At 43.7% G+C, this 19,917-nt stretch carries 16 protein-coding genes; 3 read left to right on the top strand and 13 right to left on the bottom strand.

Annotated elements, in window-relative coordinates:
- The first annotated feature begins 264 nt into the window (after positions 1-264).
- From FXV77_RS00080 to FXV77_RS00070, 3 genes are read left to right on the top strand one after another with little or no spacing between them, the layout of a single operon-like run.
- Complete coding sequence (locus tag FXV77_RS00080) at positions 265-3,516, top strand: SusC/RagA family TonB-linked outer membrane protein (RefSeq protein WP_246162117.1); 3,252 nt, start codon at positions 265-267, stop codon at positions 3,514-3,516.
- Between the two features lie 9 nt (positions 3,517-3,525).
- Positions 3,526-5,292 (top strand): RagB/SusD family nutrient uptake outer membrane protein, encoded by a 1,767-nt coding sequence (locus tag FXV77_RS00075; RefSeq protein WP_246162116.1) that lies wholly within the window; start codon positions 3,526-3,528, stop codon positions 5,290-5,292.
- Positions 5,293-5,321: 29 nt separating this feature from the next.
- Positions 5,322-5,906 (top strand): hypothetical protein, encoded by a 585-nt coding sequence (locus FXV77_RS00070; protein ID WP_148917193.1) that lies wholly within the window; start codon positions 5,322-5,324, stop codon positions 5,904-5,906.
- A gap of 17 nt (positions 5,907-5,923) precedes the next feature.
- Here FXV77_RS00070 and FXV77_RS00065 read toward each other — a convergent pair whose 3' ends face one another.
- The 13 genes from FXV77_RS00065 to FXV77_RS00005 form a co-directional block, all read right to left on the bottom strand.
- Positions 5,924-7,216 carry a phenylacetate--CoA ligase family protein gene (locus tag FXV77_RS00065; RefSeq protein ID WP_148917192.1) on the bottom strand — a complete coding sequence of 431 codons (1,293 nt, stop codon included), beginning with the start codon at positions 7,214-7,216 and terminating at the stop codon, positions 5,924-5,926.
- Positions 7,170-8,729, bottom strand: coding sequence for a phytoene desaturase family protein (locus tag FXV77_RS00060; protein WP_148917191.1), 1,560 nt, complete (start codon positions 8,727-8,729; stop codon positions 7,170-7,172). Before FXV77_RS00060 ends, FXV77_RS00065 begins: the two co-directional genes overlap by 47 nt.
- Positions 8,726-12,376, bottom strand: coding sequence for a 1-acyl-sn-glycerol-3-phosphate acyltransferase (locus FXV77_RS00055; protein ID WP_148917190.1), 3,651 nt, complete (start codon positions 12,374-12,376; stop codon positions 8,726-8,728). The genes FXV77_RS00060 and FXV77_RS00055 overlap by 4 nt, the downstream gene beginning before the upstream one ends.
- Entirely contained in the window at positions 12,376-13,560 is a 1,185-nt protein-coding gene (locus FXV77_RS00050) for a DUF2062 domain-containing protein (protein WP_148917189.1), read from the bottom strand. Before FXV77_RS00050 ends, FXV77_RS00055 begins: the two co-directional genes overlap by 1 nt.
- A gap of 63 nt (positions 13,561-13,623) precedes the next feature.
- Positions 13,624-14,013, bottom strand: coding sequence for a 3-hydroxyacyl-ACP dehydratase (locus tag FXV77_RS00045; protein WP_148917188.1), 390 nt, complete (start codon positions 14,011-14,013; stop codon positions 13,624-13,626).
- A 10-nt stretch (positions 14,014-14,023) separates the two neighbouring features.
- Positions 14,024-14,653, bottom strand: coding sequence for a hypothetical protein (locus tag FXV77_RS00040; protein WP_148917187.1), 630 nt, complete (start codon positions 14,651-14,653; stop codon positions 14,024-14,026).
- Complete coding sequence (locus FXV77_RS00035) at positions 14,631-15,257, bottom strand: outer membrane lipoprotein carrier protein LolA (protein ID WP_187443954.1); 627 nt, start codon at positions 15,255-15,257, stop codon at positions 14,631-14,633. The genes FXV77_RS00040 and FXV77_RS00035 overlap by 23 nt, the downstream gene beginning before the upstream one ends.
- Positions 15,247-16,020, bottom strand: a complete 774-nt coding sequence (locus FXV77_RS00030) for a polysaccharide deacetylase family protein (protein WP_148917185.1) — start codon at positions 16,018-16,020, stop codon at positions 15,247-15,249. Before FXV77_RS00030 ends, FXV77_RS00035 begins: the two co-directional genes overlap by 11 nt.
- On the bottom strand, positions 16,014-17,078 hold the full coding sequence (locus FXV77_RS00025) for a beta-ketoacyl synthase N-terminal-like domain-containing protein (protein WP_187443953.1): 1,065 nt from the start codon (positions 17,076-17,078) through the stop codon (positions 16,014-16,016). Before FXV77_RS00025 ends, FXV77_RS00030 begins: the two co-directional genes overlap by 7 nt.
- On the bottom strand, positions 17,075-18,271 hold the full coding sequence (locus tag FXV77_RS00020; protein WP_148917183.1) for a beta-ketoacyl-[acyl-carrier-protein] synthase family protein: 1,197 nt from the start codon (positions 18,269-18,271) through the stop codon (positions 17,075-17,077). Before FXV77_RS00020 ends, FXV77_RS00025 begins: the two co-directional genes overlap by 4 nt.
- A 2-nt stretch (positions 18,272-18,273) precedes the next feature.
- Positions 18,274-18,531 (bottom strand): phosphopantetheine-binding protein, encoded by a 258-nt coding sequence (locus FXV77_RS00015; protein WP_148917182.1) that lies wholly within the window; start codon positions 18,529-18,531, stop codon positions 18,274-18,276.
- A gap of 47 nt (positions 18,532-18,578) precedes the next feature.
- Positions 18,579-19,127, bottom strand: a complete 549-nt coding sequence (locus FXV77_RS00010) for a 3-oxoacyl-ACP synthase (RefSeq protein WP_148917181.1) — start codon at positions 19,125-19,127, stop codon at positions 18,579-18,581.
- Between the two features lie 2 nt (positions 19,128-19,129).
- Positions 19,130-19,780 (bottom strand): hypothetical protein, encoded by a 651-nt coding sequence (locus FXV77_RS00005; RefSeq protein ID WP_148917180.1) that lies wholly within the window; start codon positions 19,778-19,780, stop codon positions 19,130-19,132.
- Between the last annotated feature and the right edge of the window lie 137 nt (positions 19,781-19,917).

The raw sequence follows: 19,917 nt of genomic DNA, 5'->3' as shown, positions 1-19,917 counted from the left end.
GAAACTACCACCAAAAAAAGGCGTAAAACCCGTGCGACATTTCCAAAAAACTTCGATAACGTTACCGAAACCGTTAACGAGAACGCTTCCGCTAATTTTCTAACCCATTTAGATTATTTCCTCATCATAAAGTTGTAATCTTGTTTTGCGCGGAAGGCAAATTACTTCTACAACTTGCCTTTTGAGATAGCAAACAAGGAACTACAGTCCCCTTTATAAGGTAAATAAAGGACGACGATCACTATAAACACTAAATATTGCATTATGATAAAACTGCTTAAACTAACAGTTATAACCTTCGTAAGCAGCATCAGCATTCTCCACGCTCAAACCGTCATCAGGGGAAAAGTCCTCGACGAGGAAACTAAAGAACCGCTGATTGGTGCCAGCGTAGGCATTAAAGGCAGCGCTGAAGGAACGTTGACCGATAAGAATGGAAATTATACCCTAAATGTGACAACGCCCAAAAAAACAAATGTCGTACTCACCGCCAAATACATTGGTTTTTTGCTCCAGGAAGTAGCAGTAAACAATCAAACGGAAATCAATTTTCTTCTGGCGAAAGATTCGTATCAACTAGAAGAAGTAGTCGCCATTGGCTACGCGACGGTAGAACGTAAAGACCTCACCGGTTCCGTATCCTCCGTCAACGAAAAACAGCTAAAAGACATTCCCGTAAACTCGGCAGCCGAAGCGCTTACAGGTCGTCTTGCGGGCGTACAGGTCACGACCTCAGAAGGAGCGCCTGGATCAGAAGTGCAGATCAAAGTACGGGGTGGCGGGTCCATCACGCAGAACAACGATCCGCTCTATATTATAGATGGTGTTCAAGTAGAGGACGGATTGTCCAGCTTATCTCCACAGGATATTGCCTCGGTAGATGTGCTGAAGGATGCCTCGGCAACCTCTATTTATGGAGCCAGAGGTGCTAACGGTGTGGTCATCATTACGACCAAGGGTGGTAAAGAGATGAAAACGCAAGTAAATTACAACAATATATTGGGCATGAAAAGCCTCGCGAATAAATTGGATGTGATGAATCCCTATGATTTTGTGCTCTATCAGTACGAACGGTCTCGGGGACTAACGACCACAGAGACCGCCTTCGAGACTAGATACGGCACATGGGATGATATAACGCACTACCAACAAACACCATTTATCGATTGGCAGGAAAGAACCTTTGGCAATGACGCCTTCATGCAGACGCATAATGCGAGTATAGTGGGCGGTACCAAAGCGACACAATACAACCTCAGTGTCACCAGCAATAACGAAGACGGGATTATGCTCAATTCTGGTTTCGACAGAAAGTTGGTCAACTTTAGATTCGACAACAGGGTAAGTGATAAACTAAGGGTTGGCTTCAACGTAAGGTACACCAACCAAAGTATTTTAGGTGCAGGCACTTCAGATGCGGGGTCTACCACTTACAATATGCTCCGGCACACGATTAAGTACATGCCTTTAGACATCGGTGGCCTAGCAGAAGATGAGATAGATGAAGCCTACTACGAAGACACCAATACCGGCAATGCCATCGGCATCATCAATCCCGTAGCGCTGAGCAATGCGCAGTATAGAGACAGGAAGATGCAGATCGTTAATCTCAATGGCTATTTTAATTACAGCTTTAATAGGATGATTTCGTTTAGGAGCACATTGGGTGTCAACTATAACAGGCAATCTACCAAAAGTTTTGAAGACGGGATCACCTCCCGGTCAAGGGTATTGGGCGCCCGCTTGCCAATGGCAGGCGTACTGGATGCTGATCGAAACAACCTCAATTTCTCCAATGTACTGACTATCAGTCCGAAAATGACCAGCGGTCACAAATTGAATATATTACTGGGCAACGAGTTTTACAACATCGCGTACAATACTTCCGAGATACAATTAAAAAACTTCCCGGAAGGAATTACGGCGGAGAAAGCATTAGGCCAGCTCCATCTCGGGACGATGCTCACAACGCCTGAACTGTACCCCCTAACCTACCAATCCGAAACAAGAACCCTTTCTTTTTTCAATCGCACGAACTACAGCTATAAGGATAAGTATCTAGCGACCTTCAGCTTCCGGACTGATGGCTCTTCCAGATTTGCCGAGGGAAATCGATGGGGGTACTTCCCTTCTGGATCCGTAGCATGGCGAATCTCGCAGGAAGATTTTCTCAAAGACGTTTCGGTGATTTCTGATTTGAAAATACGGGCGAGTTATGGTTCTTCCGGTAACGACCGTATCCCCGATTACCTATTCATGAACGTATACAATGCCAGTGCAAAATACGCTTTGAACGAAGAACTTATACCGGGTTATGCAGCACCAGAATTGGCTAATAAGAATCTCGTTTGGGAGACGACAGTTTCCAAAAACCTCGGGTTAGATCTTTCCTTGCTCGACAACCGCATTCAATTCACGGTAGACGCTTATCAAAATAAAGTGCATGATCTACTCATACGCGTTCCTATTCCGTCTACAGCCGGTTACACCACACAGCTACAGAATATTGGCAGAACGGCTAACAAAGGCTTGGAATTCCAACTTGCCGCCACCCCGATAAACAACAAGAACTTTAGCTGGAATACCAATTTCAACATCGCTTTCAATAGAAACACCATAGAAAAAATATCCAACAGACAAGATCATTACTTTGCAAACTCTGGCTTTGGAATTTCTGGACAGCCCGCAGATTACATCGTACAGGAAGGACAACCGGTTGGCGCTATGTACGGATTTGTTTCGGATGGGTTTTATACCACGGACGATTTTAACTACGACGCTGCCACGTCAAGATACACCCTCAAGCAAGGCGTGACCGATGTTTCGGATGTAATAGGCATAGCCCAACCCGGATGGATGCGGTTAAAAGATCTTGATGGGAACCATGTTATCGATGAAAACGATAAAACGGTTATCGGAAACGCGAACCCCAAATTTACAGGTGGACTAAACCAGCAGTTTGCCTACAAGAATTTCGACATGAGTGTTTTTGTCAATTTTGTGGTCGGCAACGACGTTTACAATGCCAACAAGATAGAATTCACCAATGCCTACAGTGCTTATGCCAATTCGTTGGACATGGTTGCTGGTCGCTGGAAAACCATCGACCAGCAGGGCAATAAGATACAGCAGGTAGAGACCATTAGTGGACAACAGTACGTAACCGGTGTAGCCCCCGAAATACTGTCCGAGGTTAATAAAGATGCCTCCATGTGGATGCCGATCAGCGGCACAGGCGCGTGGTACCCTACCTCTTGGGCTATGGAGGACGGTTCCTTTTTACGGATAAATAATATCACGTTAGGTTATACACTCCCATCTTCTATCACCAATCGCATCAAAGCAAATAGGCTGAGAGTCTACGCAACGGTAAATAACCTCGCCGTATTTACCAACTATTCCGGATACGATCCCGAAGCCAACACCAGAAGATCCGTACCGGTCACACCAGGTGTCGACTATGCCGCCTATCCCAGGAGCAAGACATTCATTTTCGGACTCAATCTATCATTATAAAGCCTCTACATGATGAAAAGAAACACCTTAACCCATTTGACAGCAATAAGTTTATTACTGCTAAGCACCTTATCCTGCAATAACTATCTAAACCTCGATCCCCCTTCGGCCTTCGATGAAAATTATGTATTCAGTACTGTACCCAATGCCACCAGTGCGGTATTAGGTGCATACGACAGGCTGGCCGGGTTGCAAGCTTATGGCAGCCGTCTCAGCATGATGTATCCTTATGACAACGATGAGATGGTAGGGGTTTTGAATACCACCGCGCCCGACAACAGTTCGAGGGATCTATCCAGATATAATCTGAATCCTACCAACGCCCAGCTGCGTTTGCCATTTGAACAATTATATGCAGGTGTAGAAAGGGCCAATATCTGTATAAAGAACATCCCGGCAATGGATCTTTACCAAAACGGTTCAGCGGAAGAAAAAATACAGCTCCAAAGACTGCATGGCGAAGCCCTTACCTTAAGGGCGCAGTTTTACCTCGAACTGGTCAGAAACTGGGGAGATATCCCCGCCCCTTTCGAACCATCCATCGATCAAACCGAGCTGTTTATGGATAAGACAGACCGCGACACGATATATGACAGACTGATCAACGATCTGGCACGCGCGTCCGATCTCGTTCCCTGGAGAACGGAAGTTGCATCTGACGAAAGGATTACCAAAGGTGCCGTGAAAGCATTACGGGCGAGACTAGCGCTTTATCGTGGTGGGTATTCATTGCGAAGGGTTTCTGGGATCATGGAACGTCGACCAGATTATTTGAAGTACTACCAGATCGCAAGGGATGAGTGTTTTGATATCATGCAACACCGCGACCAGCACACACTCAACCCAAGTTTTCAGGCGGTGTTTAAAGACGGTATAGATTCTTATAAAATTGACCCTTTTGGTGAAGTCTTGTTTGAAGTGGCTATGGGTCGCGAAACGGATAGTAATATCGGCTATTACGATGGGCCAAGGTTTTATGTTCCGGGAAATACGTCCATGTTGGGCAACGGACAGATAAGGGTCATACCGACTTATTTCTACAGTTTTGACTCGCTGGATATACGAAGAGACGTCACCACGGCCCCTTATTATAATAGTCCCGAATATTTTAAGACCGTCCAGCCATTGCTTAATATGACCAGTGGCAAATTCCGTTCGGACTGGATTAGTCCGAGATTAAGTTCGGCCATACAGGCCACAGGGTTAAACTGGCCTTTGATCCGATTTTCTGATGTTCTATTGATGTTTGCCGAAGCAGAAAACGAACTCCGGGACGGCCCGACGGCCGAAGCCATAGCTGCCTTTGAAGAGGTAAGGACAAGAGGGTTTGGCGGTGACATGGACTTAATCGGGTCAACCCCCACGACGAAAGACGATTTTTTTGAGGCTATTGTGAAGGAGCGGTCTTTCGAATTTGGTGGAGAAGGTATCCGAAAATACGACCTCATCCGATGGAACCTGTTGGGGACAAAAATCACCGAAGTAAGGGAAGAACTCACCAAGATGAGAAACAAACAAGCGCCCTATGAAAACCTACCTCAGCATATGTACTATAAACCATCATCGACAGAAGTTATCTGGAGCCATTCACTATATCAGCCAACACCAAGCCGGGCTCCTTCAGGATTTACCAGAGTAAACTGGATAGTCGCATTAACAGATGTTTGGATAAACAACGTGGCGCAACTGTTTCAGCCGAACCGTAATGAATTGATGCCTTTACCGCAATCTGCCACAGATGCAAACCCCAATTTGAAACAGGATTATGGGTATTAAAATGATCACTATAAACAAAAAAAACAATCATGAAAAAACTCCTGCTCATCGCTTTTATGCTCCTAATTATGGTTACCCATCATACGCTTGCCCAGTCAAAAGCCGATGCAAGCTGGGTGCTTACCGCTGACCAAAGTGCAGTGGTTACCGGAGATATCGTTGCCCATCATCAGACACTGCATAATCTTTCTGTAAACAATTATATTTCGGGCGACGGTGGTCAAAGGATCCTACCTCCTTCGGGGAGCTGGCCCGCAGAAACCGGCCCAAACAACAACAGGTTTATAGAATATAAAATAAGCCCCGATGCCTCTTACGATCTTACCGTTAACGAAATCAGCATGCTATTGAGTTTTAATTCCTCTTCCTATGGTCATGCTAAAATTGCCTGGGCGTCAGACAGTGTAAACTTTAGGGATCTGGCTGCGGATATACCGCTTGTTTCCGGATCTGCTCCTGTTGAACATAAATTTGATCATCTGGATATTGAAATTCCGGCCGGAAAATCATTATACCTACGGATTTACCCATGGACGACGGCTTTGATGAGCAACAGGTATCTGGTCTCAAAAAATGTAAACGTGAAACTGCAAACAACCACGCATCACAAATAACAACGAGAAAAAGAATATTATCTTTTATCAATAAACGTAATCGGTTTACGGCTCAGCGGATTAAAGATAATCCGCTGTAGCTCTTCTGACGATCGCTTTTCTACACGGGGCGCTACGCGCAATTTTGCCCGAAAATGATCTTTTATTTGCTGTAGCAATTTTTCCGAGGTATCTTCTGAACTGACATAAATGACAATTTCATCCGTTCCGATAGCATTATGGGATATTTCTATGATGTGGTGTTCGATTTCCGGAAAACCTGCAAGCAGGTCGTGCATCGCTGGCGGATATAACGTCGTGCCCTTGTACTTCACCATCTGCTGCTTTCTCCCCTCAACAGGGCCGATGCGATAGGTATTGCGTCCGCAACTACAAGGAGCAGTATGTTTACGGACAATGTCACCCGTTTTAAATCGTAATAACGGTACGCCCTGTACGCCCAAGGTCGTGATGACAAGTTCGCCACTTTCGCCATCGGGCACGGGCTGTCCTTCCTCGTCCAACACCTCGATAATAATCAGATCTTCATGCACATGTCCGCCTTGAAAAGCATCACATTCTGTAAAAGCAGCTCCCATTTCTGTTGAGGCGTAGGTAGAATACAATTTTAACGGCCACTTTTCCCGTATACGCTGGGTCAGTAAGGAATCGTTGAGCGAAGCATCCCGCAAGGACTCGCCTATACACAAAACAGCTTCTATACTGGTGTTACGGTAATCAATACCGTGCTGTTCAGCATATTCGATCATCTTCAATAAAAAAGAAGGCACAGCGATCAAAAATCGAGGTTTATGTTGCAAGATGACATCCCATTGTAATGGTGGAATCCCGGAGCCTACCCGTAAGATACCAGCGCCAAGCTTCCGCAAACCAAGAAAATAGGCCAAACCCGCCATAAATCGTCTATCTATCGTCGTCATCAATTGCACGACGTCACCTGGCTGTACACCAATCGTTTGAAACGAACGCATTTCGTTGTAAGCTAAACGCTCCAAATCTTCTTCCGTAAGCCCGAATGTTACGGGCCTACCTAGGGTTCCCGAGGTAGAACAATAATCGATAATCTTTTCCCGTCCAACACAAAAGAAATCTTCGTTATGCGCTTGAATATCGTCTTTACTCGTCGTCGGAATACGTTCCAAATCCGCTAAGGTACGAATCGTATCGATGTCAATATGATAGGTCTCAAACAATCGTTTATAATAGGATGAGTACGCCTGCAGATAAATCAATTGCCTTCGTAAGAGTTCCTCCTGATAAGCCTTAATTTCCTGTGGCGACTGCCTCTCCATGATTATCTGTTGTTTCATTATTAATCTTCCTCAATAAATACGATTTCCCCAATATTTCGGAACAAGTCGCTATTGCCCCAACGGTAACCCCTAAAATACCATGCATATATACGCCATGCCCCGTCAGATACAGATTTTCTATCTTCGTTTTCGGCGCGATAAATGTCTTCAACGGATCACGCGCATCCTTCGTATGCCCGTACAAATTCCCCCGATACATCCCAATATAGTCCCGATAGGATAAAGGAGTCGATACATATGTCCGATGGACAGCCTCCACCAATTCGGGAAAATGACGCTTCACTTTGTTCAATAACTGTTCCGTTTTATCTTCTTTAAACGCTTCGTACGTCCATCCTCTGTCCTCTGGTTGAACCATCGTATTCATCGTATCTGCCCAGGCCTCCACCTCATCAAAATGCATATAGGTTAGCACGGTAAAGGTATCTGCATAACCGGGCTGTTGTGGATCTTCCGTCATAGACAACATAAACATATTTGACCAATCTTCTTTTTTATAGGTCGCCGCCTGCCAAACAGATTCTGTATTCTGCTGATAATAAACATTATGCGCTTGATATCGAACCTGTCCAGGTTGCAAAACACCATGCAAACTAAACGAAGACGTCGTAACAGGTAAGGCTTGAATGCGATCATAAAAAGCTTTTCGAAAATGCTCTTTTCCGACCAATTGCAATGCTCTTTTAGGGTCAACATTCATAATAAACAAATTTCCTTTAACCTGTTTTCCACTGTGTGTTATGGCACGGCATACTCGTCCATCCTCGATTTCCAGTTTCACAACTTCTTCCCGTTTATACGCCCCCCCGCCTAACTTACGTAGTTCACGAATCAGTAATTTACTGATTTGACTACCGCCAAGAATACATTTGTAAGCGCTTTGGATATAGGAATTTACGGCAAGTGCATGAACGTAGAAAGGGGTTTTATCATCTTCGCCTGCATATAGAAAATTATTCCCTACCAATACGGCACGTAACCTTTCATTCGCTGTCAGTCTCGTAAAATATGCCTTCACACTTTGATTTATAACCTCCGATGCGTAACCTTCTCCCTCTTCAGCATAATATAAAGGGAATGCGCTACAAGTATATTGCAAATCAGCAACATATTGTATCAATGCCGAGCGTTCCGCCGGGAAAGACGCAGATAAGCAATCGACAAAAGCATCGTAGCCCTGCGCTATAGGATAACAGACTTCTTCATCGCCAAAACAAATTTGGTCAAAAACTTTTGGCATGCGTTCCAGCCGAAGCTGTCGCATAATGCCGAGGTAGGAAAAATAACGGTGTAAGTTCTGCCCTTCCGCTAAGCCTCCGACATAGTGTACTCCTGTATCGAACACTTTTTTATCGCGGGAAAACGTCTGTAAATTACCGCCAAACTGATTGTTTTTTTCCAACACACAAACACGTAATCCTTCCTTTGCCAGTATAACCGCTGACACCAAGCCTCCGAGCCCACTCCCCACGATAACGACGTCGTATTGTTTATGTGATCCTTCGGTCATTTATAATAGCGAATCAATGAATCAGAAAGTGCATCTTCCTTCCATCCTAAAGTCTGTAATGTCTGCACTCTTCTAAAGATATAGATTTCTTCAAAGGTCTCCAAAAAGGAAGCCGTTAAACTGGCTACCGCTATCTGCGGATGGACAACGAGCACCGTATATCCTCCTTCCGTATGCGGTGCAAAACGGACTTGACGCTGTTTTATCCAATATATACTCTCCGCCACCGCACGTTTCTCTTCATCTGCAATGATACCAAGCACTTTCCGGTTTCCGCTCTGTAACGACAACAAGTAATCAAATTCACCATGTGTATCTGAAACATGTGCTACCTGAACAGCCTCACCCAAGTATCGATGAAGTTCATGATAGTGAGCGGCAAATTGCGCTATATGATACTTTACCGACCGTAAAATATCCTCGTCCTTAAAATAATAAGCAAGTTGCAATTTCTTTCGGAAATAGAACATGTCTTCTTCTTTTTGGCGCCACGCACGATATTGCTTTCGGAAGTGTCGCATGATACGTTTGGTTCGTTCCAGATAGCCGTTACCGAAGGAAGCATCATCCGGGCGTATACGCTCTCCGATCACTGGCGTCATGGCTCCTCCGAAAATAAGCACATCACCTTTGGGCAATACATCGCCATTCCCTAAAAGATAAATAGGTAGGATATCCAGCTGCAATTGCTCGGCAAGATAAAATGCACCTTTATGAAACCGTTTCACTACATTCTCGTAGGAACGCGTACCTTCTGGAAACACAACCAACGAGTAACCTTGTGCAACTTTTTCCCGAAGGACATCCACTCCGTTTTCCAACCCTTGACTCACGGGATAAAATCCTAATGCTCTTACTGCTCGTCCAAAGACAGGAGAATTCCAGACCCAGTCGTTGACCAGAAAAATACCCTTCGGAACAAGCATACCAAGAGATAGGGTATCGAGAAATGAACTATGATTGGCAATAATAACAGCGGGTTTATCAAATGTTTCTCCGTACACATTCATTGTCTTATGCTTTGTCGGGGGATGAAGGTATAACACAGATTTCATAAACGCAGACATGGTTTTCCTAAAAAATGCGTCTTTCCTCTCCTTTGATAAGGGCAAAATAGCCACGATCACCCGACAAAAAAACGAAACGACCAAACACCCTATGCCATAATAAGCAAAAAACAACAAGGACAGTAATAGGATCGTGATCGTAAAGGGAGACCTGCCCTGTTTCGCCCGGTTCGAAATAAAGAAGTGGAACAAAATCGGGTAAAATACGAAGGTAATAATGACGGCGGCAAATACGCCTATCAGGGAAACAGATGCAATAGACAACAGGGCGGGATGTTTAGCGAACACCAACGCACCAATCGCCAATACGGTAGTCAATACGGCGAGCAAGATCGACGTACGGTAGGTTTGTAGCGTACCGTTAGTCGTACTATACTGTTTCTGCAAAGCGGCGGTCATAAATATGCTGAAATCCACGCCATGTCCAAAAACCAACGTACACACAATAGCACTAAATATATTAAATTCTAACCCGAACAAACCCATAAGCCCTGCGGTAACCAATCCGGTAAGACCGATGGGGATTGCACTCAACAAGACCAGTTCGAAACGGCGAAAAAACACCCAAAGTATACCGAGTACCGCGATGAACGAATAGCTTACCAAACGGTTGAAATCATCGCGTAATTGCCCTAAAAACGTTTCGTTCAGGTGTTGACGGTCCACAACGAAGACGTCCGCATTGTCCTCCATAGCGCGAAGGAACGGTTCCCGTTTAGCATCATCTAGTTTTACTAAGGTGGAAATGGTAAAGAAACCATCCTGCTCGGCTACAAAATCCGATAATCCCAACACGCGTTGCGATTGAAAATCGCGCCATGCTAAAGTTTGAGGCCGCTCACGCAAAAATCTATAAAACTCGGCATGGGTTTCCACGTCAAAATCATATTTTCCGCCTTCCTGCTGGAGATGGGAGATCAGGTCATCCTTACTATGGTTTTCCCAAAATTGGTTCCACGATGCTATTTTACCTTGCTGTAAAGTCGTCGATAAAGGCACAACCTGTAATCCGTTATAATCTACAATATCCTTTTTTGCTTTCGCCTCGTTCAGATAAGCCGTCAAACGATCTGTCTTTTGTGCCGCGTCTTCAAAAGTTTTGCCTGTAGCTACCAAATACACAGATTTAGCGGATGTATTGGTGAGTTTATCTAATTTATGCGCTATCTTCTGTAGTGCTGTCGGCACAAAATTTAAATCAGCGAGATTATCATTATACCTTACTCGCGCACTCGTAAAGCAGCTCAACACGATCAACACTAAACAAACCGCGATCAGCACCTTACTCCGCTCAAAAGGGAATGCGGCCAGCTTATCCAATACCGAATGATGCCGAAGTTCTTGTTGCGGATGATAAAGATGTGGGACGATAAGCAACGTGAAAACAGCCGAAGAAAAAATACATATCGATGCAAAGATGCCCAAATCCACCAGCGCTTCCGAATGTACAAATAACAGGCATAGAAATACGACCGCATTGGTAGCTCCGCTCATGAGCAGTGGACGCGTCAGTTCACGATAAAGCGCACGAACATTCCCTGATTTCTTATAGTGTGTCAGGATATGTAAAGCATAATCAATGGTAATTCCGATCAACACGGCTGCCACGCTGAGTGATATAGCAGAAATAACAGGCTTATAAAGATAAAGACAAGCCATCCCAAACAAGGCTGCGAAAACAGTGGGTATAAAAACAAGTAGGGGAATATAGATTTTTCGATAGAATAAGATAAGCAGCAACATTAATACAGACATGGAGATCAGTACCGTCGTTGAAATGTCCATCTTTATCTGCTTGGCATTCGCTACCGCAATAAAAGCTGTTCCGTAGTAGGAAATGGCGGCTTTCTGCTCAAATTGTTGCTGCAAGGTGTCCCGCAAACGCTTAAGATGTTCTACCAGAGCGGTATTATGTTCGGTGTCCGCTCCTTGGAATGTCGGATCTAGAAAAAGCAGCAATTGGCTGGTGTCTTTTGTCGCTATAAATCCATCGTATAGCATAAAATTTTCGCCTACCGTATGCTGTTGCATTTTTTGCAACCCCAACACGGCTAATCCCAATGGATCTTTTTGGATAAATCGGCGCATGATAAGACCGGTCGGCGAAATCAGTGTTCGATAATTTTGCGACATCCTTTCCGAAATAGAGTCAGGCTGCAAGCGGTCTGCTAGGGTACGATAATCCCGCTTATCCAAAAATAAAGGTAGATTTTGATAAACAAAATCGTAGGTATCCTCCATTTCTTCCTGTTCAATCCTGCCGGTAATCCCACGGATATAAGAACTGTCTGTTGCAATAGAATCTACAAATGCTGTAGCCACCGCTGTTAACACACGTGTTGTAGTCCTGTCCTCCTTTTCGATTAAAACCGTTATTTTATCCGCAAAATTTAGCTGTTTCAGTACCTTCGAGAATTCATCTGTTCGCTCATTTTTTGGGATAATCTGGGTAATATCTTCTTCAAAACGAAGCTTGGAAGCCAGCAGACCACAGCCCGCTAAAAACGATAATGCAACGATAGCAGCAAGGAGCCTGTTACGTTTTACCCAAACATAGATATGATAGCATATATCCTCCATTATGGCGTTGAAACAGCTTTTTGTTGATATAGTTTTATAAAAAAGTAACTGGAGGAACCTATTAATACAGCCATCCCGCTAGCGAGTAAAAAGCTGCCTATGATATATTGCCAAAGGTGTGATTTAATGGTTTCCAATGACACGCCATCAAGTTGAAAAGTGGTGGAAGAGGGATATACCATACCCCCTACTAATAAGGAAGCGTATATCACCAATGGAATCAGTGGAGCAAAACTGATATTGGAAAAAACGAAGGCAAGCACTTTGTTCAATCGCAGGAAAACCGCTAATGTGATCGTGATCGCCGTCTGAAATCCCCAAAAAGGTGCAATACCCATAAAAACACCTAACCCGATAGACAGCGCTTTCTTTATAGGGGAATCGGTATTGCCCAATACATTTTCTTTAACGAAGTCAGACCATCTTTTTTTTTTGAAACTTCTAAAAAAATGACGTGGCAGGATATAAAAAAACGTTAAAAAAACCAATACAGTGTTGAGGATACTAATGCGTGTAAAGTCCTTAAACGGACGAAAATGGGAGACGCGTTCGGTGAGATCATACAGCACCTGAATGGGTACATTCTTGACTTCAACACCACGCCAGGCTGCCCGCACGATGATTTCAATCTCCAATTCAAATTTGCGGGTATAGTATCGTTGGGATATAGCCGCTAAGGGATACGCCCGAAATCCCGATTGCGTATCGGTCAGCTTTATTCCGGTTTCGAACCAGAACCAAAAATTAGAGAATTTGTTTCCAAAGCTGCTCTTCCGCGGTACGGAATCGTGGCTCATGTTACGGCTTCCGATCAATAATACCGGACTGGTCGCTTGAGCAATAGCTTCAACAAAGACCGAAATATCAGATGGATAGTGCTGACCATCGGAATCGATGGTTATCGCGTATTGGAAACGTCGATCTCTCGCCCGTTTTATTCCGCTCCGCAGGGCCATACCTTTCCCTTGATTATGCGTCAATGTGATAATTTCTATTCCGGAATATTGATGTAGGATCGTTGGTGTCGTATCTGTAGATCCATCGTTGACCACGATGACATGAGGGGTATATTGGAGCACACCATCCAATACCCGTTTTAGGGTCTTTTCATTATTATACGTGGGTATAATAACGACAATGCCCAAACGTTCTATCTCTCTTGCTATTGTATCGTGTTCAACCATTTATCAAGCCTAACGTGATAAATCACGTCCCTACAACATGCACAAAAATAAGGTTTTTTATCTTCATTTTCCCCGTGAAAAAGAAGCGCCATATGTTACTGACAATTTCAGGGCAACTGTCTCTCCAAAAGTTGTTGTATTCTTTACCTTCACCTGCCCTTCGTCATCGTGTAAGATTTCGAATCTAAACTGTAACACTGGATTTTCATTGGGGTTGATTAAAGCGGTAAACTTTACATTTGACGCGTGTATTAAAAACAGTGTTTTTTGTTCCGTTTCTTCTACCAATTCTTTCAGTATCTGCATCATGCAAACACCCGGAGCTACGGGATTATCCGGAAAATGACCTCCAAATATCGGATGAGCAGGATTCAGATGGATCTCTGCAATATGTATATTATCCGATGGAGATATGATTTTCTCCACGTGATAAAAGTCCGGCAACAAGGTCATATCACTCGTTTTATAAGGTCGATTGATTTACATCTAATGTAAGATCTATTGTTATAGGGTACTTTTTATGTTCTATCACTATGCTTGTTGGGATATCTTCTGCATTCCATTCCTGATAAACAATCGTTAAATACTCCTTAGCTCCTTTCGCTTGCTGGATCCGTTCCACTTTACGTTCTTTTACCACATAGTAGTTGTTATCCACCACATACACCGGATAATAATGCTGTTGATTGGCAAACATTACCGCTGACGTGGCATAGCGTTGTGCTGTCATGGTGCGAAAAATATGGACAATTTCTCTTACCACCATGCGTTTATTTAAATCGTGCATGGCATAATGCAATTCATGTTCATTGGGTGAAATACTGACGTCAAACAACGTTTGCCCGAAGTCACTCACCAGCGCAATACGATGCTCATTACGACCCAATATTTTCACCATCAGGCTTCCGTTAATATCCTTTTTAAAGGCATTCAGTTTGGCTCGATACACAAAAGTCTGTGCGGTGTCGAGATAATAATTATTCAATTCCTTTGGTGCTGATTCGCGTATCCCCGAGGCATTTGGATAACGGTATGTGCCACAGGAAACAAAAAAGAACAGCAGGAAAAAACTAAAGGTTAAAAATCGATTCATTAATCGTTGTATTTACTTTTCTATTCTTGATAACAAAACGTGTGTAATCGTTAGAAGGTTCGACAAGTTTTACCTCCTCTATATGCTTATCCGTTGGTGAAAATAAGAGTACAATCTCCTTAATATACTTTTTTGCGCCAACTAATTTTGGTGTCAAACGCACCATGTCGGCGTTGCCCTGCTTTAAATAAGAAACCGCAAATTCTTTTTCATCGTATTTTCCACCATGCATACTGGATGAAACGAGCGTACTTATTTTTTCAAATTGCCTGCTGTTTCCGATATCAATTGTCTGTTTCTTTCCCTGGTCATCGATGAAAATCTTATGGTCTTTAAACACCATTTTGTACTGAAAAGGTGCCGTATACGCCCAGCTAAGTTTATCCGGATGTTCTAAATACAGTTTCCCAGACGATTCCACCGGTTTTTTCATAAAACTAAGGTGCTTGTATTGTACAAAATCTGCCGATATCGTCTTGATTTCTACAAGCTGCTGCAAGGATTTCTGAAAGCTAGCCTGCTCGCTCGCCGTCATTTCCCTCGTTTGTGCCCATCCGCCATAAGGCAACAAAAAAACCAAAAAATAAAGCAGTTTATTCCTCATATCCATGCAAATTTAACAAATCATCTACAGAAACCGATATATATCCTTGTTTCTGTAAATAGGGTAACAACCGTTTCAAGACATTTACCGTACGTTGTGATGTATCATGGAAAAGGATGATATCCCCTGCTTTCAACTTTTTGCACACGCGTTCAACAATCTTGTCCTCTTCCAACGTAACCGTATCCAATGAGCGGTTGCTCCACCCAATGATCTGCTGTTTTGTACGTTGGACTGCCTTGGCGACCGATGGATTAGTCACCCCAAAAGGAGGACGAAAGAATTTAGGTATTTTTCCCACCGTTTGGTAGATAATGGAATTACATTTTTCCAGCTCTGTAACAAGATCCTTTTCTTTTAAAAAACCAAAACTTTTACGATGGGAGTAGGTATGATTACCGAGGGTATGTCCTTCATCTATCATCTGCTTTGTAATATCGGGATACGCCAGCACGTGCTTTCCGATACAGAAAAAGGTTGCTTTAAACTGATAAGCTTTCAATAACTGCAAAACTTCGGTCGTATAAGGGGATGGGCCATCGTCAAAAGTCAGTGCAATCCGTCCTTCTGCATTATATTTCTTCTGGAAAAAAGTAGGCGTAAAATATCCCAAACGTATATCAAACGCCCCCCAAGCCGTAATTCCAACCGCCAATAGCACTACAACAAAAAACCATGCGAAAGAGCCACCAAAGATTCCGGCGAGCAAAGCGATAAATCCCGTCAGCAGAAACAAGGGGTATACTATCGTGTGTTTTAACATGCGCTAACAAAAACAAGAGAATGGTCTTTACCTTTATATTGACTATAGATGAGGATATTTTTCCACGTTGTTTTCGAAGGATTTTTTTCGTTCCAATGCAAAATGGGGGGAACGGTCTGCTGTTTTAACACAAAAGCAGCAACCATTAGCCCAAAAGCCGAACAGCTATCAAACTGACCACTTAGATGCTTATAATACAACGGTACCGCAGATGGAAGCATATGTTGGATAGCCGCATAGAATAAATCGTCCTGTTTATCACCATTGTAGCCGAGGATGACCGCATCGATAGCAGATGATGGTAAATCGTTTGTTGCTAAGAAACCTTGTAAAAAGGATGCTGTTTCCGGCACTTCCAGTTCATTTTTCAACGCCACATCAACGACTTGGGCGTAAGAAGACGCTGTTTTGTCTCGACCTATCGAAAAAAAATGAGCACCCTCTGCATAATTGACGCCAGGAGAAGCACTTGTCTTCACCGTTTCACATGTATCCGCTGCTTTGATATATCCTCCGGCCTGCAAAAAAGCATACGTCTGTTGAGCAATCTCATCCACACCTCCGAGGAGTACATTTTTAGCTTCGCCAGATTGTAACAACAAAAGCGTATCCAACAAAGCCGACTCAAAAGAGATGGCCCCGTTTACGTAGGTTACATTATATCCCTTGCATTGCAATTGAAGAGCAATCTGCGCGGCAACGGTATTGTGTGTAGACTGGATAAAAGAAGTTGGTGTAAGAAACTGCTCATCGTTTTCCCACAAACTGCGGAGGAATTTATCAGAATCTTCGGAGCACCCGAGCCCCGTTCCGGTAACAATCGCATCAGGCATGCTCATTACAGCTTCTTCCAATGCTTGCCGCGCAGCGTAAATACCCATCTTTATCCCGCTCGACATGCGACGGATCGCCACAGGTGAAATAACGCCTTTATAAGCGGGTTGATTGGCGGAAGTGATTGCATGATCCAATACCTGGGCTTCTGAAAAAATTTCCTGCCGCCACACGCCTTGTGTCGTCACCGCACCTATACCGTTTATGAATACACTTCTCTTCACGCTTTTGAAAAAATAAGAGATGAACAATTGCCACCGAACCCAAAAGAGTTGGAAAGCACATGGGATAGCGATTGGTGCTGTAACGCTGTTTGTGGTATCAAATCGAGTTCTTCCATGGGCGTATCAAAATGGAGATTAGGAGGTACAATGCCCTGTTGTAGGGCTAATATGCTGTATACCGCTTCGATGGCACCAGCCGCAGCCAACGTGTGTCCCGTAAAAGGTTTCGTTGAGCTAAATAGGGGCATATTGTCTTTAAAGATACGTTGCATTGCCCGCCCCTCCGACAAGTCATTGTTCGGTGTTGCCGTTCCATGTGCATTGACATAATCGATGTTTTGCGATGTTAATTGCGCCGTCGCCAATGCTTTTTGCATCGCCAAAAAAGCTCCTTCTCCGTTTTCGGAGGATGCTGTTTGGTGAAACGCATCATTTGCATTACCATATCCTGTCAAGTATGCCAAAACATTTTTACCCTGCTGCTTTGCTGCGTCTTCAGATTCTAATACGAGATACGCCGCACCTTCTCCGAGATTAAGTCCTTTACGGTGCTTATCGAAGGGTTTGCAAAGCGCGTCAGATAAAATCATCAAGGAGTGAAACCCGTTAATGGTAAACTTGCTCAAGGCATCCGTTCCGCCTACAATTACCCTATCCAAACGCCCCGAACGAATCAAACGAGCGCCTGTCATGATCGCGTTTGCCGCGGAAGAACAGGCCGTACTGACGGTGGTCACCATGCCTTTTATTCCCAAATAATGTGCAATTTTATGAGAGGAATCGCCCGCCGGATGCGCGGAAATATAACGATGCCATTCGGGCGACGTGAGATAGGTCGGACCATATCGCTCCGTATAATCCATGCCGCCAACGCTAGTCGAGGAGATCAATCCTGTCCGCAGGTCGTTGACATCTTCCATATGGGCAACTTCCAACGCCTGGCGGGCGGCATAAGCCCCTAAAAGGGTTGTTCTGGTGAAAGAATGAGGTAATGATAGCCCTATAGTATCTGATAACTCCTCGTTACTCCGTTTTATCTCACCTACCCAAATATGTTCTTGTAAACGTGTGGGAAAGTTTGCTATTCGGGAAAGGCCGTTTTTACCCGCCAATATCGCCTGCAGGTTTTCTTCAACGGTATCACCAACCGAAGAAATAATGCCCATCCCCGTAACCGCAACTCCTCCATTCATTATTATTTCGTCCTATTTTCCGAAATATAGGTTGCCATCGTTTGTACAGATTGAAAAATGTCTCTTCCTTTTTTGGGGTCGGACAACTTAATTCCATACACTTTATCCATCAAGACAATCAGTTCTAATGCATCAATAGAGTCTAAACCTAACCCTTCGCCAAACAACGCTTCTTCATCCTGTATATCCGCGGGCGTAATATCCTCCAGATTTAATACATCAATAATTTGCCTTTTTAACTCTTCTTTTAATGCTGTCATTATATATAAAAAATAAAGACAAACTTAGATAAAATGCGCTGCTTTCACTAAAAAATATACAAAAATGCCCGATACTTTTCTTGAAAGTATTCTACCCATCCACATAAGACCCGTTTTGCTTTATTTGATTGTAACAGATAATCGGCATAAGCGAAAATAGTTTTTTCGGGGAATTCCTCCGCAATAAAAAAAGCATTCTCTGTTTGCAAACCGTGCCGGATACATATCTCACCAGCACAGATATTCGGTAAGGTGTAGACAAAAGTGGCTGGTCGTGGATAAAAATATTCCGAATCCCGAATGCTTTGCTGGTGTTTTAAATCGGTATCCAGACTACCGGATTTGCTGGTTAAAACGAGCGCAAGCTCACCGGTATCCTCCCCCTGTAAAATATATTCAGCAGCCAGAAAAGCCAGCTTGCTCAACGCATCCATTTTATAAAACTTCGGATAGTCGATGTCCAGATGATGAAAGGCTTCCTTGGAAAAGTTAGAAAACGATACCTCGGGTTCACTCGACCAGATCAGTTTATCATCGACAACAATCCGATGTTGTTCAATAATACAGGATTTTTGTATATTGGTTTTTTCTAGCATAATTACCGCACTATCGAACGCACGATGGTACTCCAATCACCAACGCCATGACGATTTATCGCACGCACCTTCGCAAAGACTATTGATCGGGATGGCAAACCTTTAATCAAGTTATTCCGGGAACGAGTAGTGAAGAGTGACTTTTCCCATTGGAGTTCGGGAGATTCGGGTCGTACCTCCTCACTTGATGTCCATATCGCATAGGTATATTCATAGGTCATGTCTCTGCCCAGCGAATAAAAATCGAATCGAAGCTCACCGCTGACTGGTCCCTCCGAAAGCTGACAGCCAGTGGCCACCTCTGGCGCCGTGCCCTTCTTCCTTCCGGTAAATACCGGAAAACCAGATGTATACAGCACGGACAGGTTTCCTTTCGCCACATAGTTGACATAAGCCGCCAACTCGCCCAACAATTTCGCCAACTTAGCCTTACTTTCACGTTTTAGTTCCCGATCTATACGACCGTGCGTCCAGCTTACACGGGCCAAGCACGTTATGTATTCATTGTAGGCACTTTCGATTTCGGAAAGCGATGGTACCGGATTAGGGAAGTTTGAGTTCTCCCGCATCGAGGAAAGAATTACATCAGCTTCCACCAGTATGTTGTTATCTTTGTGATGACCGAAGCCGCTCAGTGCTCGTGTATAACTCATAATTACAGAAATTAGCATTTCTAATATAAGATTTTATTTATTAAATCACAAACAAAATCGATAATCTATATCATCTTAACGTTTCTATATAATAGAATTACGATAAATTATTATCAATTATCGTTTCTATTATATAA

Origin of the sequence: Sphingobacterium phlebotomi (assembly GCF_008180195.1) — a bacterium.
Classification (GTDB): Bacteria; Bacteroidota; Bacteroidia; order Sphingobacteriales; family Sphingobacteriaceae; genus Sphingobacterium; species Sphingobacterium phlebotomi.
This window is presented reverse-complemented; position numbering and strand designations above follow the sequence as displayed.